Raw genomic sequence first — 21,470 nt, 5'->3', positions numbered from 1 at the left:
AAGCAACGGTATAAGATCCACGGTATATCGGGGATGAAATTCTTGAATATGTTGGTTTGGCAAACTTTCACATTTTATAAATCCAAAGAAAACCTCGGGAACTTGCCTTTGTGCTCGCATTTTTTCAAGGAAATACTCCGCAAAGACACGCTGTATGCATCCATGTGTTATTAAGATACACAAACTATGTAATACTATTCTTCTTTTGAGTTGTGGATATAAACGATCTGCGACCATAGAAGATAAACCGATTTTTCGTAGGTTGAAAAACGGATATATCCATACTTCTATTGGAGAATAGTATAAAATCAAGGAATGCAACAAAGTTGTTCTTTGTACGGATTTGATTTTGTACAGATTGTTCAAATTGTGCGACAGCTTCCCGACGAAAGGAGAAGATTATGAATAACAAGTTTAAAGTCAGAGATTTGATCAATGCAGGACTGTTTTCCCTGCTTGTGGTCGTGTTTTTTTGGTGCGGAGGAATGGTGGGTTTTGTTCCGGTGCTTATGCCGGTAGTGCCTTTCTTCGGGGCATTGATCTCCGCCCCTGTGTTTATGCTTTACAGCACAAAGATCGACAAATTCGGTATGGTGCTCATACTCGGAATCGTCGTAGGGCTTGTGTTTTCGGTATCGGGACACGGACTCTATGTATTTCCCGGAACACTTGCAGTGGCTTTTGTAGCGGAGTTGATACTCAAGAAGGGGGACTACCGAAGTGTCAGTGCTTCGAGATGGGCCTACACCGTCTTTTGTGTCTTTGCGGCTTTCAACCTCATTCCTATCTACATGGGAAGAGAGCAGTATGCTCAAAAACTAATCGATATGGGTTACGGCAAAGAGTTTGCGGACAAGATGCTATCCGTTCTTCCTCCATGGAGTTTTCTTCCCATCGTCGTTTTGGGTTGTGTAGGCGGATACATCGGCTGCACTGTGGGAATCAAGATCCTCAACAAGCATTTTAGAAAGGCCGGTATGGTTTAAGAAATCGAGAGGCGAAGGCAGGGAAAAGTCTTTGTCTCCGCCTTTGTTTGGAGGTTAAACAGTGAAGTTGGATTTCAGAACCAAGTTTTTGATGACTCTTGTCATCAGTACGATCAGTATTTCGGGCAACTTACAGGTGAAGTACCCCGTCGTTTCTTTCATCACAAGTCTCCTGCCCTTTGTATTGCTTTTGTTTGAGAAACGATACAAGATCTTTTTCAAGGGTCTTGCAGCTCTGCTCCTGGCCTTTTTTATGATAACCTTTCTTCTGGACAGGTATGGAGGGATATTGAGTATTTTGACCGTCTTTATAGCGGGAGTTGTGATTCGCATGGTTCCCGGAGTTATGATGGGTTATTACGCTCTTGTTTCTACATCGATGTCGGATCTGGTGGAGGCCCTCCGGAGGTGGAAGCTCCCTGATGAAATTGTGATCCCTATCTCGGTCATGTTTCGCTTCTTCTATTCGACGAGGGAGGATTATGCCTCCATCAACGATGCGATGAAGATGCACGGTCTTGTATGGAAGAACCTCTTTCGAGATCCTATGAGGATTCTCGAATATAAGGCGGTACCTCTGCTTATGTGCTCATCCAAAGCGGCGGACGATGTTGCGGTATCGGCAATGACACGGGGGATGGTCGTAGGACGGAAAAGGAGCAGTATATCGGAGACTCGCCTTCGTATACAGGATTATGTGATGATGGCTCTGCTCGTCGTACTTAGTTATTTTTATATAAGGAGTATCTATGCTTAGGATTTCAGATGTGAGTGTCAGTTATGAGGGGGAGAGGGTTCTTGAACATATCGATCTCTCCTTTAAGAAGGGGGAAGTTTCGGTGATAACCGGAGGTTCCGGGAGCGGAAAAAGTACCCTGATCAAATTGATAAACGGGATCATTCCCGAGGTAATCAAGGCACGGGTGCAGGGCGACATCTCCTATGGGGAGGTTGATCTGATGAAGATGGACATCTCCGAGAGAAGCGATTATGTCTCCACCGTGTTCCAAAACCCGAAAACCCAGTTTTACTGCACGGGCACGACGGATGAGATCGCCTTCGGTATGGAGAACAGAGGGATCGACAGAGAAGAGATCAAACGCAGAATTGCAGTTTACTCCCAACTGCTAAAGACCTCTCACCTGCTCGGAAGGGATCTTTTCCGACTTTCGGGAGGAGAAAAACAAATGGTTGCAATCACCGCGGTAGCCTGTATGGAACAGGATATCTGTATCTTTGACGAGCCTTCCTCCTCCCTCGACAGAGAGTCGATCGGACAGCTCAAGTACGCGATCGAAAAACTGAAGGAGATGGGCAAGATCGTCATCATTGCCGAACATCGGCTCTATTACCTCAAGGACCTTGCAGATCATTTCTATGTTTTGAAGGACGGAAGGATCCTCGAGACAGATCGAAACGAAACCGCAGTGCAGACTTATGGACTGAGAAGGATCGAAGAGATACGAAAAGAGGAATTGAAGTCGGGACCTTATTTTGAGAAGGATGTGTTTTCGAAAGATTTTCGTGCAGAGGAAAGGCTTCTCTGCGCGGACTACCGTTACAGCTATACAAGGGGAAGGCCCGTCTTCGATATGAACTTCTCCCTCGAAGGGGAGGTCAACTTTATTATCGGAAACAACGGGGTGGGCAAGACCACCTTTATCCGCTCCCTCTGCGGCCTGCAAAGGAAGTTCAAGGGAAGGACCTGCTTCGATAAGGAGGAACTCAAACACCCGGAAGAACTGATCTCCCTCGTTATGCAGGATGTGAACTACCAGCTCTTTACCGACAGCGTCTGGCAGGAGATCTCGATTGTAACGGAGGAAGATGAGATCAAGGAGAGGGTGCTCGAAGAAGTCGGGCTTCTCAGCAAGAAGGATGTACATCCTCAGAAACTCTCGGGAGGAGAAAAACAGAGGTTGTCGATCGCCCTGTGCAAGGCCTCGAAAAAACCCATCGTCATCTTCGACGAGCCCACCAGCGGTCTGTGCAAAGAAACTATGATGAAGATCATCCGCTTCATTCACAGTATGAAGGAGGAGGGCAAACTCGTCCTTATCGTTACCCACGACTATGAATTCATCCGTAACTGCGGCGGTCGGATCATCGAATTTGTCAAGGACTAGAGAGGTCTGTGCGGTCGATGGAAGGGACTCTTGAGAAAGAGGCACACAAACATACGCGGTGTTCTTTCTTTTGCTCGATTAAAATTAAGGATAGTCGTGAGATAAACGTGTAAAAAAGACTCTTTTTTGTGAACCTGTTTTTTCGGATTATGTGGGACTGACCCGGGAAAGCTCTGATATGTGGGAAAAAAGGAATGTGATTATGTTTATCGTTGATTTGATCTGCCCTTTATACTATTTTTCAATAGAAGTGTGGATATATCTATTTTTCGATGACGAAAAACTATGTTGTCTTCTATAGCTCACAGATTGTTTATATCCACTATTCAAAAGAATAGTAGTATTAGGCACAAAAAGAAGTCCTTGTTCTAATTCGCGTCAAAACTTTTTGGTTATCTCTTAAATAAATATCAAAAAAATGATATAATAATAGACAGCAAAATAGTTCATTTGCTATCTATTGTGTTTTTGATAAGGAACAAAGGAGGGATGACTATGTCTTTGATCAAGATCCGAAATCTCACGTTTTCTTACTATGGGTATACCGAGGATATCTTCAAGGGGATATCGCTCAGTCTCGACACGAACTGGAAGACCGGCCTGATCGGAAGAAACGGGATAGGCAAGTCTACGCTGTTCAAGCTTCTTTCGGGAGAGTTGGAATATACGGGAGAGATCTTCAAGGATGTCGAGTGTATCCGATTTCCGCCTCGAATAGAGGAGGACGGGGAGACCATCGATATATGGAGGTCGTACGGTGACGACTTGGAGGAGTGGAGACTTCTCAAGGAGCTGAGTTTGCTGAAGGTCGATGAAGACATCCTCTACCGTCCTTTTTCGACCCTGTCGGAGGGAGAGAGGACGAAGTTCCTGCTGGCTATGATGTTTACGAAGGAAGGAGGCTTTCTTCTGATCGATGAGCCTACAAACCACTTGGACCTGCACGGGAGGGAACTCGTGAGTCGATATCTGAAAGGCAAGGACGGATTTCTGCTTATCTCCCATGACAGGGATTTTTTGGATTCGTGTATCGATCATGTCATCTCCATCAACCGTGCTTCCATCGATATACAGGCGGGGAATTTCACGACCTGGTATGAGAACAGGCAAAGGAAGGAACAGTTTGAAACAAAGGAAAATGAAAAACTGAAGAAGGATATCAAACGTCTGAAGGAAGCTGCGAAACAAACCGAAGTCTGGTCCGACAAGATAGAAAAGAGCAAGAAGGGGAGCAAGGTTTCCGGTTCAAAGCCGGACAGGGGTTATATCGGTCATCAGGCCGCCAGGATGATGAAGAAGTCCAAAAACTTGGAGAGAAGACAGGACAAGGCGATAGAGGATAAGGAAAAACTGCTCAGGGACGTGGAACGTAAAGAAGACCTCAAACTGCACTGTCTGCCCTATCGAAAAAAAGAACTGATGAGGGTGGAGGAACTTTCGTGTTTTTACAACGGGAAGAAGGTGGTCTCCGACATCGGTTTTGAAGTGAACGAGGGGGATCGCATCGCCATCAAAGGCGGAAACGGCAGCGGAAAATCCACCCTGTTAAAGCTGATCTTGGGCGAAGAGATCGAACACGGGGGAAGGGTGCAACTTCCCGACGACTTGAAGTTGTCCTACATCTCCCAGTCGGCCTTTCATCTGAGAGGGAGCTTGAGGGACTTTATCATGGCTGAAGAGGTCGATGAGACCCTGTGTAAGACGATATTGAGAAAGCTGGATTTTTCGAGGGAACTTTTCGATGTGAAGCTTGAGAACTACAGCGACGGACAAAAAAAGAAGGTCCTAATCGCTGCGAGTTTGTCCAAAGAGGCGCACATCTTTGTTTGGGACGAACCCTTGAACTATATCGACGTGATCTCGCGGATACAGATCGAGGACATCCTTTTGAAGCAAAGGCCGACCCTTCTCTTTGTCGAACACGACAGAAGGTTTATGGAGAAGATCGCGACCAAGAGGGTGGATTTGGATCGCTATTGATATTGTGGAACGATATGCAGAGAAAAACTGCCGCGGTACCGCGGTAGGGCAAGCAGCCTGCGATGACAAATAAAATTCAGGAAATTGTTCGGTAGCTGTTGACAAGCGAAATATCAAATGATATTATAGGAAAGTAATCCGATCACACTTGAATGTGGGCTTATAGCTCAGGTGGTTAGAGCGCACGCCTGATAAGCGTGAGGTCGCAAGTTCGAGTCTTGCTAAGCCCACCATTTAGTCAAAAAGCAAGCGAAAGCTGCTTTTTTGCATTTTTAGTGCCTGGATAGCTCAGTAGGTAGAGCAGAGGACTGAAAATCCTCGTGTCGGTGGTTCGATTCCGCCTCCCGGCACCACAAGCGAGACGATCTTTCGAAGTTTATTCGAGGGGTCGTTTTTTAATATAAGCAAGGTTTGTTCCATTATCTTGTCGCGATTCAAATCGATGTGTCTAATACTATGATTCATTTGAGTTGCGGATATCAGAAACCTGTACTCAACAGAAGATAACAAGGATGTTCGTAGTCATAAGGTAGATATAATCACACTTCTATTGAAAAATAGCATAAATGGAAGAAAAACACTCGGATATCCATGCCCTGTAAAAAAGTTTTGAGTTTTTGATAATTTATCGAGTAGATGTGGCAGAAATGTGGTATCATATAATTTATACTTAGTACAAATTGATAGTTAGAAATGGAGTGATGAGATTGGACTTGAAGAATCTGATTAAGAGACAGAAGATGATGACGACGGTTTTGACGGCACTCTGTCCCCTTGTAATAGCTTCGGTCTTTTTTTATGGCTGGAGGACTATAGCGGTTCAGCTTGTTGTTATGTTGTCGGCGATCTTGGCGGAGTATGCCTTTCTCTACAAGGAGAAGAAGCCGGTTACGGAGGCCGTGCTGGTAACATCGGTGCTCTACACCCTCACCCTTCCGCCATCGATCCCTTTTTGGATCGCAGTGGTCGGGATCGTCTTCGGAGTCGTTTTTGCGAAGATGGCCTTCGGAGGTTTCTCCAAGAATGTGTTCAACCCTGCGCTTGTGGCAAGAGCCTTCGTCTATGTCTGTTTTCCGAACTATATGACAATTCGTTGGACACAGGCTTCCGCCGGTTTTCCGGGTGGTTTGACCAAGTGGCTCAATCCGATGGTGGAGGCGATTACGACAGCGACACCTCTGATCCGTTACCGAAGTGAGGGAACTCTGACGGAGCTGAGCAGCCTTCTGCTCGGAAACATCGGAGGAGTAATGGGAGAGACGAGTAAGGTACTTATTTTGCTTGGGGGGGGCTATCTGATCTACAAGAAGGTGGCTGCATGGCAGATTATGGTAGCCTGTCTTATCGGCTTTGTGGGGACGGGATCCCTGTTGAGCCTGGTGACGGGAAGTATAGCTATGGAGTCTGTCCTGTACGGGGTAGTGAGTGGAGGATTTTTGTTCGGAGCGGCCTTTATGGCGACCGACCCGATATCGGCCTCGTCCACGAAGGAAGGCAAGTGGATCTACGGCATCATCGTGGGAATGGTGACCTTTATCATCCGAGGCTTCTCGCTGTTTGCTGAAGGAATGATGTTTGCCATCCTCATAGGCAACACCTTTGTACCTTTGATCGATGAGTTGGTCAAGATGAAGAACAACAAGAAGAAAGCACAGAAGAAGGGGGCGGTTGCAAATGGCTAAGGTCTCCAGAAACGATACCCTGTGGTATCCTACGGTATTTATGATCATTTTGGCCTTTGTTATGACCTTGATCCTGGCCCTGCTCGACTATGGGACCAAGGATAAGATCGAGTTGCAACAGAAGGCGATCTTTGAGCAGAAACTCCTGTATGCGATGAACATCGACTTTGCAAATGCAGAGGAAGCGGAGAAAATCTTCGATGAGAAGGTGGAAGTGCTTCCCATAGACTTTATGGACACCTCCGGACTTTTGATCGAACCCAACTATTACGTCTATCGGGAGAACGGAGAGGTACAAAGTTACGCTTTTCCGGTCAGCGGCAAGGGTCTGTGGGGGACCATCGATGCCTTTGTGGCGATGGACAAGGATATGGAACATATGATAGGCATGGACATCCTTTCTCACAGCGAAACTCCGGGTCTCGGCGGGCGTATCGAGGAGGGTTGGTTCAAGGAGCAGTTCAGAGGCTTGAGCCTTGCTTTGCAGGACGGAAGGTATTTTTCCTATCCTCCCGAAGCGGGATCGAACATTGAGGCGATTACGGGTGCGACTTTGACCTCGGGTTCGATGCGGGATCTGCTCAACGAAAATGTAATAAAGATCAAAGAAAACTTCAAGGGGGTGAAGTAGGATGAAAATAAAAGAAACGTTGAAGAAGGGTTTTATTACGGACAACCCCGTTCTCGTTCAGATCTTGGGGATCTGTTCCTCTCTTGCCGTGACCAACCTGATGATGAACTCGCTGGTTATGGGGCTGGGACTTATGCTTACTACAGCCTGTTCCGAGTTTATGGTAGCCCTGCTTCGTTCGTATACACCCAAGCACATCCGTATGATCATCCAGACCTTCATCATCTCCTTCTTCGTTATTATGATGGATGTCTTCTTAAAGGCTTACTGGCCGGATATGAGCAAGGCGCTCGGTCCCTATGTAGGTCTTATCATCACGAACTGTATTATTATGGGACGTTGTGAAGCCTATGCGCAGAACAATTCTCCGACCGATTCCTTTGTCGACGGAATCTCCTATGGAGGAGGTTATACCATCGTCCTTCTTATGATAGCGTTTGTTCGTGAGATCCTCGGTTTCGGTACCGTCTTCGGTCTCAGAGTGATGCCGGAAGGCTTTGTCAACTGGACTCTGATGGTAATGCCGCCGTCCGCCTTCTTTGTGTTGGCAGTGATCATTTGGATCTCACAAAATAGGGTAGCGAAAAAAGCACAGGCGAAAGGAGGGAAGGCCTAATGTCGATTCATCCGATTGTAATCTTATTTGCGGCGATATTTACCAACAACATGATATTGTCGAACTTTCTGGGGATGTGCTCCTTTATCGCCGTCTCCAAAGAGATCAAAACCGCGTACAGTCTTGGAATCGCGGTAACCTTCGTCATTACGTTTACGACGATCATCAATTACTTTATTTACTATAAGCTGTTGGTGCCCTTCCACTTGGAGAACTTCCGCTTTATCGTGTTCATCATTTCGATCGCGGCATTTGTTCAGTTGGTGGAAATGCTCATTGACCGTTACTTTCCGACTCTTTACTATGCTCTTGGGATTTTTCTCCCGCTGATTACGGTAAACTGTGCCGTGTTGGGAGTGAGTTTGTTTATGATCATCCGGGATTACAACTTTATGCAGTCGCTTGCCTTCGGTTTCGGCTCGGGTATCGGCTGGACACTTGCGATCTCGGCGATGGCGGGTATCCGTCAGAAGATCAAGAAGAACAAGCTGCCGACAGGGCTTGAAGATGCGGGTATTACATTGATTGTCACGGGGATCATGGCATTGGCATTTATCGGATTTTCCGGAATCGTGCAGATCCAGTAAGGAGGGAAAGTACATGAATCATGTAATAGTAACCGTTGCGGTAATCACCTCCATCTCTGCGATACTGGCACTTTTGATTACCGTTGCGAACAAGACGGTCAACGACTACGGAGAAGTCAAGCTGACCATCAACAACGATAAGGTAATCGAGGCGAGGGGAGGCTCCTCCCTGCTGTCTCTTCTTGTGGATAACGAGGTCTTTATTCCTTCCGCCTGTGGAGGGAAGGGAAGTTGCGGCTTCTGTAAGGTCAAGGTACTTGAAGGGGCGGGTCCCCTGCTTCCGACGGAGGAAGGTTTTATTTCCAAGGAGGAAGAGGCCGACCATATGAGATTGTCCTGTCAGGTCAAGGTCAAAAATGATCTCAAGATCGAAATAGACGAGGCCCTCTTCAATGTAAAACAATATGATTACACCGTTATCTCCAATGATAATGTGACCGATACCATCAAGAATCTGATTATGGAACTACCTGAAGGCAAGGAGATCAACTTCAAGCCGGGTCAGTATATCCAGCTGATGAGCAGGAAGTACAAGGGGTCATCCGAGGAAGTCTACCGTGCATATTCGATTGCCTCCTCACCCAACGACAAACACCATGTAGGCCTCCTGATCGGCCATGTGCCTGAAGGCATCGTGTCCTCCTATGTTCACTACCACCTATCTCCACAACAGAAGGTGACGGTGGTCGGACCTTACGGGGACTTCTACTACCGTGAGACTGACAAGGAGATGGTCATGGTGGCGATCGGAACGGGTATGGCACCGATTCTGTCCATCTTGCGTTATATGAGGGAGGAAAAACTCACTCACAGGAAGGCGACCTTCTTTTTCGGTGCAAAGGTGGAAGACGAGTTGTTCTTCGATGAAGAGTTCGAACAGTTGCAGAAGGAACTGCCCAACTTCAAGTATGTACCCTGTCTTTCCAGAGTGCCCGAAGGTTCGAAGTGGGAAGGAGAGAGGGGGCGTGTTACCGCTGCGATTGACAAATACATCAATAACGGACCCGACTGCGAGGCCTACCTCTGCGGAAGCGGTGTGATGATAGACTCGGTCGTTGAAGTCCTCAAGAAAAAAGGACTGGCGGAAGAAGATATTCTTTACGATAAGTTTTAACCGAGATAAGCTGATCGACTTTAGAATGATAAACTAAAGCGATCAGCTTTTTTTGAGCAAAATTGACAAGAAAACTTTGCAAAAAGTATTGACAAGAAAACTTGGCGAAGCTAGAATAGGCGTAAGAGGTCCGAACGGTTTTGCAACGGATCCGCTGTTTCGGTAGTGATATCGCTTGTGCATAGGAGAATGCTTTAAAGAGATCCTGTGAGGAAGGGGAGGTAGTTATGAATAGGGAACAAATTTTGAAAAAGAGCAGAGAAGAGGCCTGTGACGAAGGGAGAGAATATATGGAGTTACTGGGGATCCGAAGAGGTTTCTATTACTCGAGTGCGATCTATGCGTGTATCTCCGTTTTAAATCTTTTCTCAGCCTTCCGCTATGGAAAGCAGATGGAGGCTTTTTATGCCTCTTCGTCGATCTATTTTTGCTTTTTAGCTTCAATCTCTTCACAAAAGTATAAGTTTTCTCAAGAGAAACATGATAAGCTGCAATGGATAGCTTCGACGGTCGCCTCTATGGTTTTTTTACTTCGTTTTATTTTGGAGGCGGTATGGGCGTAGATGAAACATTGATTTTAAGAAATCGTCTGAAAGAAGCCCGAGCACAGAGGAATCTTTCGCAGAGAGAGCTGGCTGAAATGGTCGGAGTTTCACGAAATACGATCAGTTCGATCGAAACGGGACAATTTAATCCGACGGCAAAGTTGGCATTGATCCTCTGTATTGCATTGAATAAGAAGTTTGAAGAACTGTTTTACTTCGACGAATAGGAGTTTGGTACTTAAGTTATCTGTTAAAACTGACGGGTGGAATGCTTGGAAGTACATCGTCCTCCGAATGGTTTTTCGGTAAGGGGATATGTTTTATACCCGGCATTTCAAACGAAGAATGGTAATAAGAAGCAACTTATCCCATCGGATGGAGGCGGAAAAGCAAAGTCCGAATAAGGAAAAAGCTTTTTTGGTGGGAATTGACAGGAGGCCTCCCTTCCTGCTATGATTTTCTTATCAAAATCCATGGGGAGGGGAAATTATGTATTGCAGAAAATGTGGGAGTCCCGTATCCGAAACGGCGAAGTTTTGTACTGCCTGCGGAGCTTCCGTGCAGGACAGTGAAACATCGAGCGGGCAAAGAGAGGGTGAGGCAAAGAGTTCAAAGGGATCCAAACTTGTTTTGATCCTCTTGCTGTCCCTGCTTGTGCTCGGTCTTGCGGGAGGGGCGATATTTGTAGGTCTGAGGATGTCAGGTTCTTCCGGGGGTGCGAACGAGAAGCAGAGCGTTCGGAGCGAAGAAGAAAAAAATGCTTGGAAGGAAGAGGGACAAGACAGGGAAGAAACGGAGGACAAGGTCAATGACGCAGAGATCGACAAGAGAGTGGAGGAACTGCGTGTCTTTCATCGACAGTTCTCTATGGATATTGTGGACGGAAAATATGAAAAGGTCGTTCCGACGGAAGATATCTCGATTTATCATGATAAGGGAGAGATCAAAGCGGTTTTTGCGGATGAAGGGACCAATTCAAAGGACTATAATAGGGAGTATTATTTTGACAAGGGTGAACTTGTGCTCTCCGTCTTCGAAAACGAGGATAGGGATCTCTTCTTCTTCGAAGGCGGGAAGCTGATTCTTTGGAGGCATTTCAAAGATCGTGATGAGGAAAACCTCATCTCCTATGACCGCAATGAACCGACAGCTGAGTTTGAAGATTGGGAGGAGTTGTTGCAGGAGGAAAGTAAGTTTTTTATATCCGAGCTCAACAGGCTGAAAAGTTCTTCGACTGCAACTCCAAAGGAAACGAGCGAAAAACTGAAGGAGGTCACCGTGCAGAAGAAGGAGGGCTTCAGTATGGAGAAGGTCATAGGAGTCTCATCCACTTCCCACCTCGTGGAGAAGAACTTTGTGCATAAGGAAGACAGAGTGATCGACAAAGACATCTCAACCGCATGGGTGGAGGGTGTCGAAGGTCAGGGAGAAGGAGAGGAGGTAAAGCTGGTCTTCGATAAGAGCTATCTTATCAACGGTTTTGTGATCCATGCAGGCTATCATAAGAATGAAAAGGTCTATGAGAAGAACTCGCGTCCTTCACAGATCGAAGTTTTTTTCTCCGACGGTTCGAGTGAGACCTTCAATCTGAAAGATGTCAGAGAAGCTCAGGAGGTCAAATTCTCGGAGCCGGTGGAGACCGACAGTGTTTCGTTTGTGGTCAGATCGGTCTATCCGGGAAGTAAGTATAAGGACACGGTGATCAGCGAGATCGTACTCTACTAGTATAACGGCACGTTGAAATTCATAGTAATTCCGACTTTGATATGAACTCTTTCAGTTTATATCAAAGGCAGGAAATAAAGATAAATATCAATATGTCAAGACGCCGGGAAAACGCCGCATAATTCGAATAAGTAGCAGAAAATCAGTTTTTCTTAAACAAAGTCATTCCTAAAAGTGTTTATTTGAGCGGGCTTGAAACAAAGAAAACATTATTTTGTGTCTGTGTATGGGACATATTGAAGGGGAGAACCGCAAAACAATAGGGTAATACCGCACCGCTTGGAAAATAAGCACAGGATTGATGTTATACGGAAGATGAAATTATGGAACATCTTGATATAGCAAACTTTTGTAGTTTACAAATCGAAAGGAAAATCAATGGTTTGCCTTTGTACGCTTCTTCCATCTTGTCATTCCTCTTGTTTTGTAAAAAAAAGCCTTGTGAAATAAAAACATCACGGAGAGATAAAAGTTCCTTCTTTTAATGAGGAATGAGATGCAAAAAGATTGTGGAGGGATGGAGGCGAGAGCACTTCGGTCCTCTTGTTTCGGTCCGACAAAAGACGGGAAAAACTTTTTGAGAATAAGAGGCTCGCCTTATTTCAAATAAAAGTCGATAAATTCCATAAAGGGCTTGGTTGTAACTTCTTCGGGGAACTTCAAATACCGATCGAAGGAAGCTTCCAAGCCTTTTTTCATCGGGGTTTCGTAATTGAACAGCTCCTTCTGCGCACTTACATTGAGGAAGTATTCATAAGGATGGAAGCTGAAGTAGTTACGACAGTCGACCGTCTCGGATACACAGATGGTATGAAGAGGCCTTTGAGCGGTCTGATAGCAGAGCTTGACCCAGTCCGCAACGGAGACGGGGGTTCTGTTTCCCACATTGAAGATACGCTGTGAAGGTCTTTGTTCAAGAAGAACATCCATAAAGAGGCAGAGGTCGTCGATGTAGAAGAATTGGAGCTTCATCTCGCCGTTTGAAGGAAGGTAGAAGGTTCTTCCTTTTAAAGCGCAATCGAAGACAAAGGCTTCGCGATACACGTTGTTCATAGGACCGTAGAGATAGGGGGGACGCAGGATGTAGGCCTTGGGATTACGTTTTGTCAACGCTTGTTCCGCCTCGATCTTGTTTGTGCCGTAAGACTTCCAAAAAGAGTTGGGGCCGACGGGAGAGTTTTCACTGAAAGGTTGGGGAGCGGTATCGGGATAGACGGCACTGGAGCTGATGAAGATATAGTCTCCATAGCTTTCCAAAGCATCTAGGAGGAGATGGATATCATCTTTGTTGTAGGAATTGATATCGAAGACAACATCGAAGTGAAGACCTTTGAGAGCATTGCCGAGATGACTCCGATCGGCATGGATCAGCCTCGCTCCGGGGAGCTGGCTTCGCGTGTTTCGGTTGAGAACAAATACTTCATACCCCTTGTTGAGATAGTATTGTGCGGTATACTTGCTTACAAACACAGTGCCTCCCGTAATCAAAATTCTTTTCATAGGTACCTCCCGTATAATAGTTTGTATTGATCTCCATTATACTATATTTTACAGTTCTTGTCTTATACTGTTCCGTGGAAGAATTGTCCTCTTGTGTGGTTAAAAAAAATTGTGATCACACAATTTTGACAACCGGATACTTTGTTCCCCTGACAGTTTGATCGGAGAATAGTATTACATGATATTAAAGAGGGGAGGCGATAGAATCTTCTCTAAAAGAAGAAGTTCCGTTATCATTGAATAACCGGGAGGCTATTTGGTATAATAAAAATAGAATACAAGGTCTTTGTTTGACTTTTATACTGTTATCTGTTTAAACTCTTCAACAGTTAAGCTACAAGAGGCGGGGATGATTTTTTTGATAACGAAGTCGGACAGTTCTATGTTTTGATCGGATCATAGCGCGGATTGCGATCATATCACAGGTATTATATGATGAGTAGGCTCTATTCGGATTTTTTGATACATAAGGTGCAGCAGGTGTCGTCGATCGTATCTTCAGATCCTTATGAGGCTATACATAAAGGGGGAAGGATCAAATGGCAGAGACAAAAAACAGTTTTTCGTACTTTTGTAACAGGGAATGTGAGTATTTTCCCTGCCACGGAGATAAGGACAGGGAGGTGGAGTACTTCAACTGTCTCTTCTGTTATTGTCCTCTCTATATGCTGGGCAGTGAGTGCGGTGGCAATGTTCACTATATGGAAAACGGGATTAAGGATTGTTCCAAGTGCATGTTGCCTCATTCCAAGGGAGGATACGAGTACATCAATAAGAAGTTTATGCAGATCGTGGAGACCATGAGCAAGCAGAAACTCGCCGAGGATAGAAAGAAAGAATAGTGATGGGTTTGCCTTTTGATGCGAAGGCAGTAAAATTAAGTGTAATAACTTGTGTTCGGTATCGTTGCAGGTCAAATCCGAACACGCTTTGATAACGGAAGTTACAGTTTTGTAAGGAAGGAGAAACATCTATGAAAAAAACAGTTGCACTATTGATGTGTCTTGCGGTATTGGTGCCTCAACAGGTATTTGGGATGCAGCTTTTTGTAGGAAACAAGGAGGTTCTCTCCGACGCAGGTCCTGTCAAGGTCAATGGAAGCGTGTTGGTTCCCATATCGATCGTTTCGGACGAGTTGGGAGCCAAGACGGATTGGAATCCTCAGATGAGGAAGGTGACCGTCAAGAAGGGCGAAACGGTGATACAGTTGCAACTTGGCAACAAGGTCGCGCTTGTCAACGGGAAGAAGTCGGTGTTGGAGGTCGAGCCTCAGCTTATCAACAAGAGAACGATGGTTCCGCTTCGTTTTGTGGCTACCGCTTTGGGAGAGAAGGTCGAGTATGTGGCACAGACCGGCAGTGTACTGATAGGTTCGGACAAGGGGCAGGTAAAATTACAAAAGAAGTTGACAAAGGCGGATGTATCCAAGGCTAAGATCGCCAAACTTCTCTCTCTTCCGGAGAAAGACCTTGTTGAGATCGGATTTATGGATCTGACGGGAGATAAGAAGGAAGAAATCATAGTGAAGGTCCTCTCTCACTATGAGATCTGGCCGACGGACGTGGCGGTCTTCACCCAGGACTACAAACTTTTGCTTAAGGAGGCCTATGGGGACAATGCCAATGGGTACTATATGGGTTTCGGGATCAATAAGGAAACGGGCAACTTTGTCACCAAAACGATTTTGCATGGAAGTGTCTACTACACCGAAAAGGCAAGTATTGAATCGGATGAGGATATCGAGTATATTGAGAATATGATGGGAGAAGAGAGCGAAAAGATGATCCGCCGCCTCTCCACATTTATCGAGATCCCGTTTGAGAAGTTTTAAATCCATCATCTCTTTGATACTGTTTTCCGTTTGAAATTCCGGGTATACGGAATGTACAATTGTCGAAAAACAATTTTGAGTAATCGTGGAATTTAAACTTCATGACCGGACCATTTTAATGGATCATAGTACTAAAGTCAACGCGGTGTTTTCTTTGGGGAGGCGCCGCGTTATTCTTCGCGCCGAATGATGTACCCATATGTTTTGTCCTTGTATCTCTTTCTATCAGGTCTCCTATCAAAAAACAGAGTATTGCGAATATATGTTCTGATATTGATGGAAGGTTCCACCTATGCGATAATAAATAGGAGGGAGTTTTTGCTGTTATCCGATCGTAATGTCATAAAACACTATAACTTCGCGAAATACTATGAAAATACCGCATAATTACAAAAATCAGCATAAAATCAATTCTATATGAAATATAACATTCTTAAAGGTGTTGGTTTGGCAAATTTTCGTCTTTTGCAAACTCAAAGGAGAATCAGGAATTTGCCTTTGTGAGGTGCTTTCCTATGTTTCGGGATGTGTCTGTATAAGGTGGCGGTTTCACGGGAGAACAGCAGGAGGCTCTACGAAAATACTTATTGTTTGGAGGCACATTATGAAAAAAAGAATGTCTGTACTTATGTTGGCGGCGATGATGACCTTTTCAACGGTTACATCCTCCTTTGCCTGCACGGGTTTTGTTGCGGGAAAGAACGCCACCGTTGATGGAAGTCGTATTATTGCGAGAACCGAGGATCTGAGCGGAGCTCACAACAAGACCTTCAAGGTCTACCCGAGAAAGGACAATCCCGCTCCCGTGATGTTCGAGGATTCGATCGGGTTTAAGATGGAACTTCCCAAGACGAGTTTCAAATATACGGCTATCTGCGATGCGGAGCAGTCGGAGGGGATCTATGACGAGGTGGGTTTCAATGAATATGGGGTTGCCATCAGTGCTACGGTGTCGGCGGATCCGGGAGCTGCGGCACAGAAATACGATCCTCTTGTGGAAAACGGTCTGTCCGAGGCGTCGATGACAACGGTCGTCCTTCCCTATGTCAAAACAGCGAGAGAAGCGGTCCAAAGAACGGCGGATATCATCGACAAACACGGTTCGGCGGAAGGTAACATCGTCTTTTTTGCCGATGACGAAGAAACTTGGTATATGGAGATCCTCTCGGGACATCAGTATGCGGCTGTAAAAGTACCCGACGATGTCTATGCGGTCATTCCCAATCACTATTTTATGGGCGAGATCGATGTGAAGAGCCCCGATGTCATCGTATCGAAGGACTTGATGAACCTGCCGAAGGAGAAGGGATTTTACAAGGAGCACAATGGCAAGTTCCACGTTGCACTGACCTACTCCGATGCAGTGGAAGACTATGATAGGGTCCGCATTTGGGGAGGACAAAACAAACTTTCTCCTTCGAATAAGGTCTCTTATGACACCGAGGTATTCTCTTTGTGGAGAAAGCCCGACAAAAAGTTGAGTGTCAAAGACATCATGGAACTGCAACGATATCGATATGAAGATACGGACAAGAATGCAAACTTGGAGAAAAACAAAGGGGTAAGAGCGATCGGAACACCGACCTCTATGGAGTGCCACATCATCCAAATGAAAGACAGTCTGCCTAAGGATGTGGGCGGCGTCATGTGGATGGCGATGGCCAATGCCGAACATTCGGTTTATCTACCCTTCTATGGAAACATCCATGACACCATAGCTCCCTATAAGGTGGCGGATGAACTTTATACACCCGAATCCTTCTATTGGACGATGAGAAACATCAATGTGATGTCGGCATTGAACAGAGAGATGTTCGGAAAGAACGTAAGGGCATATTGGAGTGAGTATGAAGACAAGCTGATTGCGGAGCAGGAGAAAAAGGATGCCGAACTGGCGGCGATCTACAAGAAGGATGGAAAAAATGCCGCTGCAGACTATGCAACTAAGACATCCAACAGCGTTGCAACCGATGCCTTCCAAAAAGCGAGCCGGATCAACAGAGAATTGAGCACCTATGTAGCATCCAACGAGGGAAGAGCAAAGAAGGAAGCCTTTGTACCTTCGTTTATGAAAAAGTAAAAACCGGAAGAACGACTGAAAAAGTTAAGAGAAATACTGCATGATTCCAAAAATCAGTATGAAATCAACTTTGTAGGAAGGATGAAACTTACGAAAACGTTGACAGGACAAACTTTTGCGCGTTATAAACTCGAAGAAAAATCGGAAGTTTGCTTTTGTGTGGTGCTTCCTTTACTTTTGAGCCACGCAAGTTTGTCTTGTCTCTTACGACGTACAAATCGGCGATATCTCCAGTTCGAATGAATAATAGTATTATCTTACATCCTTATTACAACGGCGAAAGATTGGCAGCATAGTTGAAATTGATAGGGATGTGTCGGTACACCGGTTGAAATTTCTAATTGGTCATACTATTTTTCAATAGAAGTGTGGATATATCTATTTTTCGATGACGAAAAACTATGTTGTCTTCTATGGGGCACAGATTGTTTATATCCACTATTCAAAAGAATAGGAGTATCATATATAAGGTGTCCAAGAAATAGATAAGAATACTGTATGAAATATAAAAGAGCATTTGCTAAAGTCATAATTGACATAGCAAATGCTCTTTGAATATATGGGGTGATATGTTTGTTGTACAAAGTATTGATTGATATGATTCTCCAATAAAAGTGTGGATATATTTATTTTTTGACAACGAAAAGTTAATTTATCTTCTATGCGTCATAGATTTATTATATCAACAATTCAAAGGAATAATAGTATGAAATGTCGATTATAGAATATACAGCATGGAGAGAGCATGTATATGCGAGAGCAATACCGAACAATTTGAAAAATCTGTATACCATCCATTTTTTATCAAGGAAGAAATTTTTGAGCCTGTTGATCCGAGGAACTTTTGTATTTTATCCAATTCAAAGGAAAATGAGCAGTGTACCTTTGTGTGGTGTTTTTATAGTATTTATACTATTTTTCAATAGAAGTGTGGATATATCTATTTTTCGATGACAAAAAACTATGTTGTCTTCTATGGGGCACAGATTGTTTATATCCACTATTCAAAAGAATAGTAGTATTAGAGGTGTTGAATGAATGTATATAAACAGCAAGCGATGAATCTTCGTACCAGAGAGCGTTTTGTCAAGTACTTTTTTGATTTATTGATAATTTTTTGGGTTCATTTCGACTAACGTATCTTTTGTGTTTTTAGATTCATCTATTCGCCGATTGTATTATTGGACGACATACCTCTATAAATTAAACTTTTTTTCATTAGCAGAAGATATAGTTTTTACAATCTATTTTCTCATCGATAAAAAATACTTTTATATGCCTTTTTAATAGTCAATTTATAGAACATATACTCTATACAAGAGAATATAAATATTATCGCCCCTATAATAACCAGTAAAACACCCTCTATTTGTCTTACTGAAAAAAGGGTATACACCACCGACAATATTGTTCCCGTTGTCAAAGGAATGACAAACAATGTAAAGATCTCTCTCTTTAATTCAAAACAAATCTGCTGATTTGTATAACCAAGATAGAGCAATCGTTTATATTTAAACTTGTTTTTTCTGTGGTTTTGTCCTATCCTCAATGTAATTAAACCGGATAATGCAATAAAAATCAAAACAGTTGGAATAAATAGCAGTATAGAAACCATGTATTTCTGATCTTTCCTTGAATTTAACACATTTGATTTGACTATTATATGATCTCCAAGTTTTTCGATTTCTGAATAAATAAGTTTTAATTGTTGTTCTTGAATTTCTTCTTTAATTTCAACAAAGTATTTGACTTGCTTTTTTCCTCCATCATGTAGCACTTTTTCATAATACTGATCAGAAATTATATAGGTTCTCTTGTCTTGTTTTTCTATATTGTATACTTCCTCCCATATCTCCTTTACAATTTTAAATTGATATATTGTTTCATTTATATCTGCTTGAGTATTTCCAATAGGTTGAAATCCCCATTCTACTCCATTCGTTTCTGAAATACCGATAGAGTAAGTCTCCTTATTCATTTGTGTTAATACTACAACCTCATCATTGGAAATATCTAATGTTTTCCCTGTCAACTCACGATAGCTTTTTTCCGGCATAATATTTATGGGATAATCGTAGATATTATTTTCCCACTTAATTTTTGCTTCTTGAAGGTCTATTAATCGAGATTTTTGAATCAAATCCAAAAAATTTTGTTCAAATTTTTGTATGTTTGCTATATCATGATTTGTAATATCTCCTATAGTTACAATAAAATCATAAGGATTTTCAACATCGTAATTTTCAGGCGCTATTACCATAAAGAGATTCATAAACAAAATATATAGACCTAAAATAATACTTATTGCACACAAAATCAACAGCTTGGAATATTTCTTGTAATCCACTCTTAGCTGAGAAAGAAAGAATAGTCTTTTCAGGTATTTTTTTGTAAAAAAAGATATGATTTGTTCATACCATGTTGAAAAACTAATAATCAGTAGGTATGCTGAAAAAACAAAACAAACTATAGGTACTAATGCATTCAGTAGCCCATATGAATTCGTTTGATAAACCCTTAGAAAATAGATCCCTATAGAAATAAACATTATCCCCAACAAAGCACATATTTGGGGATATTTTGTTTTTTTCTCTTTTCTTTCATAACAAAGTAATCTATAGATATTAGCTAATCGGACAAATCGAATTCTAAGAAATATATTAATAATATATGTTATAAAAACAATAACAAAGGTTAAGATATATCCCCCAATGGACATATCTTTTATAGGGCTATCGTTATTTATCTCAAGTAGGTTAAAAACAAGTACATACATAATTGTTCCCAATATAATTCCGCCAATTACAGAGATAAAGAAAAAATAGCACCATTTTTTATATAAAAATTTACAAAAAGTTTTTCTGTCGACACCCATTCCAAATAAAATCCCATAGCTTTTTACCTGTTCATCAAAAATATATGCACTAAGATAATATTGATATATAAACAAAAACAGTACCATAATTATATTTAACGATGTAAACCATACAGGTATTGTATATTCTACTTCACTCATAATATTCATGACACCGCTATTAAAATTAAGCTGTATGAACATATGAAATACGGCAACCAAAACACTGAACAGCAAGAACGAATTATAGTGTTTTCTAAAGTCAAATATTTTATTTAGCTCGGTATTCATTCAGATCACCTCTCTTCTGTGTCTGTAAATATTTTTATAATTTCTTCATGGAAATTTTTCGGAAAATCAGTTTTACATAAAACGTTCTTAATTTTTCCCTCTTCGAGAAACGCTACTTTATCGCAGTTACTGGCTACAAATGTATCATGAGTAACCAATATTACAGAGGTATTAAAATCAGCATTTACGGCTTTAATCATTTTTAAAAATAATTTTGTGTTCACACGATCAAGACTTCCTGTTGGCTCATCTGCCAGAACAACTTTAGGATATTTTATAACAGCACGAGCAATCGCAGCCCTTTGCTGTTCACCGCCTGACACCGTATCCGGCATATTATTTTGAAATCTTTCTATATCTAAGTAATTTGAGATTTTTTTATACCTTTCCTCTATTAATTCCAATTTATAATTTTGATTTAGAGTCAATGGCAGAATGATGTTTTCTTTAATTGTCAAACCTTCTAATAGATTAAAATCTTGAAAAATATAGCCCACATCTTCCCTACGATGATTTTCATAGTCGCCCTCCCTAAAACAAGACATCTTTCTCCCAAAAAATTCAACCTCTCCTCCACTTATGTTGTCCATTCCCCCCAGTATGCGAAGCAATGTACTTTTTCCGCTCCCAGATGATCCCATGATACAAAAAATTTCACCTTCTAAAATAGTTAAAGTGATGTCGGATAAGATATTTTTGGAAGAGTTTCTCTCTCCCACTGATTTCTTTAAATTACAAATTTCTATTTTATTCATTTTCATCAGCCCTCCTAATATCTACACTACATAGATTCTATATCACTTAACTTATGATTCCTTAAGCTTGTCTTAGTATTCTTCTAATTTTTACGATTTTTAAATGATTCGCAACAACGTTCATTCCCATATTTACATATGTCTATCAGATAACATGGAATTATTTA

18 protein-coding genes and 2 tRNA genes are annotated in these 21,470 nt (G+C 42.7%); 17 read left to right on the top strand and 3 right to left on the bottom strand.

Annotated features, from left to right (window positions below; genetic code table 11):
- Positions 1-401: 401 nt before the first annotated feature.
- The 14 genes from ACFO4R_RS10980 (at position 402) to ACFO4R_RS10915 (ending at position 11,992) form a co-directional block, all read left to right on the top strand.
- On the top strand, positions 402-986 hold the full coding sequence (locus tag ACFO4R_RS10980) for an MptD family putative ECF transporter S component (protein ID WP_379789187.1): 585 nt from the start codon (positions 402-404) through the stop codon (positions 984-986).
- Positions 987-1,047: 61 nt separating this feature from the next.
- Positions 1,048-1,743, top strand: a complete 696-nt coding sequence (locus ACFO4R_RS10975; RefSeq protein WP_379789186.1) for an energy-coupling factor transporter transmembrane component T — start codon at positions 1,048-1,050, stop codon at positions 1,741-1,743.
- Complete coding sequence (locus ACFO4R_RS10970; protein ID WP_379789185.1) at positions 1,736-3,112, top strand: ABC transporter ATP-binding protein; 1,377 nt, start codon at positions 1,736-1,738, stop codon at positions 3,110-3,112. Before ACFO4R_RS10975 ends, ACFO4R_RS10970 begins: the two co-directional genes overlap by 8 nt.
- A gap of 495 nt (positions 3,113-3,607) precedes the next feature.
- Positions 3,608-5,092: a ribosomal protection-like ABC-F family protein gene (abc-f, locus tag ACFO4R_RS10965; RefSeq protein ID WP_379789184.1), complete on the top strand. Its 1,485-nt coding sequence runs from the start codon at positions 3,608-3,610 to the stop codon at positions 5,090-5,092.
- Between the two features lie 156 nt (positions 5,093-5,248).
- Positions 5,249-5,325 (top strand) — tRNA-Ile (locus ACFO4R_RS10960).
- 44 nt (positions 5,326-5,369) lie between these two features.
- Positions 5,370-5,445 (top strand) — tRNA-Phe (locus ACFO4R_RS10955).
- 354 nt (positions 5,446-5,799) lie between these two features.
- Positions 5,800-6,774 carry an RnfABCDGE type electron transport complex subunit D gene (locus ACFO4R_RS10950; RefSeq protein WP_379789183.1) on the top strand — a complete coding sequence of 325 codons (975 nt, stop codon included), beginning with the start codon at positions 5,800-5,802 and terminating at the stop codon, positions 6,772-6,774.
- Positions 6,767-7,405: an FMN-binding protein gene (locus tag ACFO4R_RS10945; RefSeq protein ID WP_379789182.1), complete on the top strand. Its 639-nt coding sequence runs from the start codon at positions 6,767-6,769 to the stop codon at positions 7,403-7,405. The genes ACFO4R_RS10950 and ACFO4R_RS10945 overlap by 8 nt, the downstream gene beginning before the upstream one ends.
- 1 nt (position 7,406) lies before the next feature.
- Positions 7,407-8,021 carry an NADH:ubiquinone reductase (Na(+)-transporting) subunit D gene (locus ACFO4R_RS10940; RefSeq protein WP_379789181.1) on the top strand — a complete coding sequence of 205 codons (615 nt, stop codon included), beginning with the start codon at positions 7,407-7,409 and terminating at the stop codon, positions 8,019-8,021.
- Positions 8,021-8,608, top strand: a complete 588-nt coding sequence (locus tag ACFO4R_RS10935) for an NADH:ubiquinone reductase (Na(+)-transporting) subunit E (RefSeq protein ID WP_379789180.1) — start codon at positions 8,021-8,023, stop codon at positions 8,606-8,608. The genes ACFO4R_RS10940 and ACFO4R_RS10935 overlap by 1 nt, the downstream gene beginning before the upstream one ends.
- A 13-nt stretch (positions 8,609-8,621) precedes the next feature.
- Positions 8,622-9,722 carry an NADH:ubiquinone reductase (Na(+)-transporting) subunit F gene (locus ACFO4R_RS10930; RefSeq protein ID WP_379789179.1) on the top strand — a complete coding sequence of 367 codons (1,101 nt, stop codon included), beginning with the start codon at positions 8,622-8,624 and terminating at the stop codon, positions 9,720-9,722.
- A 227-nt stretch (positions 9,723-9,949) separates the two neighbouring features.
- A complete protein-coding gene (locus ACFO4R_RS10925; RefSeq protein WP_379789177.1) occupies positions 9,950-10,285 on the top strand; it encodes a DUF6442 family protein in 336 nt (111 codons plus the stop codon).
- On the top strand, positions 10,276-10,494 hold the full coding sequence (locus tag ACFO4R_RS10920; protein ID WP_379789176.1) for a helix-turn-helix transcriptional regulator: 219 nt from the start codon (positions 10,276-10,278) through the stop codon (positions 10,492-10,494). Before ACFO4R_RS10925 ends, ACFO4R_RS10920 begins: the two co-directional genes overlap by 10 nt.
- Before the next feature lie 262 nt (positions 10,495-10,756).
- Complete coding sequence (locus tag ACFO4R_RS10915; protein ID WP_379789174.1) at positions 10,757-11,992, top strand: zinc ribbon domain-containing protein; 1,236 nt, start codon at positions 10,757-10,759, stop codon at positions 11,990-11,992.
- A gap of 597 nt (positions 11,993-12,589) precedes the next feature.
- On the opposite strand, the gene ACFO4R_RS10910 is transcribed toward ACFO4R_RS10915, so the two are convergent.
- Entirely contained in the window at positions 12,590-13,492 is a 903-nt protein-coding gene (locus ACFO4R_RS10910; RefSeq protein ID WP_379789172.1) for an NAD-dependent epimerase/dehydratase family protein, read from the bottom strand.
- 539 nt (positions 13,493-14,031) lie between these two features.
- On the opposite strand from ACFO4R_RS10910, the gene ACFO4R_RS10905 reads away from it, so the two are divergent.
- The 3 genes from ACFO4R_RS10905 to ACFO4R_RS10895 all read left to right on the top strand — a co-directional run bounded on the left by ACFO4R_RS10905 (position 14,032) and on the right by ACFO4R_RS10895 (position 17,403).
- On the top strand, positions 14,032-14,334 hold the full coding sequence (locus tag ACFO4R_RS10905; protein WP_379789170.1) for a cysteine-rich small domain-containing protein: 303 nt from the start codon (positions 14,032-14,034) through the stop codon (positions 14,332-14,334).
- Positions 14,335-14,465: 131 nt separating this feature from the next.
- Positions 14,466-15,323, top strand: a complete 858-nt coding sequence (locus ACFO4R_RS10900) for a copper amine oxidase N-terminal domain-containing protein (protein WP_379789169.1) — start codon at positions 14,466-14,468, stop codon at positions 15,321-15,323.
- A 604-nt stretch (positions 15,324-15,927) separates the two neighbouring features.
- A complete protein-coding gene (locus ACFO4R_RS10895) occupies positions 15,928-17,403 on the top strand; it encodes a C69 family dipeptidase (RefSeq protein ID WP_379789168.1) in 1,476 nt (491 codons plus the stop codon).
- A gap of 1,252 nt (positions 17,404-18,655) precedes the next feature.
- Here ACFO4R_RS10895 and ACFO4R_RS10890 read toward each other — a convergent pair.
- Positions 18,656-20,548, bottom strand: coding sequence for a hypothetical protein (locus tag ACFO4R_RS10890; RefSeq protein WP_379789166.1), 1,893 nt, complete (start codon positions 20,546-20,548; stop codon positions 18,656-18,658).
- 5 nt (positions 20,549-20,553) lie between these two features.
- Complete coding sequence (locus ACFO4R_RS10885; protein WP_379789165.1) at positions 20,554-21,303, bottom strand: ABC transporter ATP-binding protein; 750 nt, start codon at positions 21,301-21,303, stop codon at positions 20,554-20,556.
- Between the last annotated feature and the right edge of the window lie 167 nt (positions 21,304-21,470).

The sequence above is a fragment of the Filifactor villosus genome, from assembly GCF_042652965.1.
GTDB lineage: Bacteria > Bacillota > Clostridia > Peptostreptococcales > Filifactoraceae > Filifactor > Filifactor villosus.
Note: the sequence above shows the minus strand (reverse complement) of the source record. Positions and strands in the feature narration are given on the sequence as shown.

Coding starts and splice junctions, on each gene's coding strand:
- ACFO4R_RS10980 (WP_379789187.1), top strand. CDS start 402: ATGAATAACAAGTTTAAAGTCAGAGATTTGATCAATGCAGGACTGTTT.
- ACFO4R_RS10970 (WP_379789185.1), top strand. CDS start 1,736: ATGCTTAGGATTTCAGATGTGAGTGTCAGTTATGAGGGGGAGAGGGTT.
- abc-f (WP_379789184.1), top strand. CDS start 3,608: ATGTCTTTGATCAAGATCCGAAATCTCACGTTTTCTTACTATGGGTAT.
- ACFO4R_RS10945 (WP_379789182.1), top strand. CDS start 6,767: ATGGCTAAGGTCTCCAGAAACGATACCCTGTGGTATCCTACGGTATTT.
- ACFO4R_RS10940 (WP_379789181.1), top strand. CDS start 7,407: ATGAAAATAAAAGAAACGTTGAAGAAGGGTTTTATTACGGACAACCCC.
- ACFO4R_RS10935 (WP_379789180.1), top strand. CDS start 8,021: ATGTCGATTCATCCGATTGTAATCTTATTTGCGGCGATATTTACCAAC.
- ACFO4R_RS10930 (WP_379789179.1), top strand. CDS start 8,622: ATGAATCATGTAATAGTAACCGTTGCGGTAATCACCTCCATCTCTGCG.
- ACFO4R_RS10925 (WP_379789177.1), top strand. CDS start 9,950: ATGAATAGGGAACAAATTTTGAAAAAGAGCAGAGAAGAGGCCTGTGAC.
- ACFO4R_RS10920 (WP_379789176.1), top strand. CDS start 10,276: ATGGGCGTAGATGAAACATTGATTTTAAGAAATCGTCTGAAAGAAGCC.
- ACFO4R_RS10915 (WP_379789174.1), top strand. CDS start 10,757: ATGTATTGCAGAAAATGTGGGAGTCCCGTATCCGAAACGGCGAAGTTT.
- ACFO4R_RS10910 (WP_379789172.1), bottom strand. CDS start 13,492: ATGAAAAGAATTTTGATTACGGGAGGCACTGTGTTTGTAAGCAAGTAT.
- ACFO4R_RS10905 (WP_379789170.1), top strand. CDS start 14,032: ATGGCAGAGACAAAAAACAGTTTTTCGTACTTTTGTAACAGGGAATGT.
- ACFO4R_RS10900 (WP_379789169.1), top strand. CDS start 14,466: ATGAAAAAAACAGTTGCACTATTGATGTGTCTTGCGGTATTGGTGCCT.
- ACFO4R_RS10895 (WP_379789168.1), top strand. CDS start 15,928: ATGAAAAAAAGAATGTCTGTACTTATGTTGGCGGCGATGATGACCTTT.
- ACFO4R_RS10890 (WP_379789166.1), bottom strand. CDS start 20,548: ATGAATACCGAGCTAAATAAAATATTTGACTTTAGAAAACACTATAAT.
- ACFO4R_RS10885 (WP_379789165.1), bottom strand. CDS start 21,303: ATGAATAAAATAGAAATTTGTAATTTAAAGAAATCAGTGGGAGAGAGA.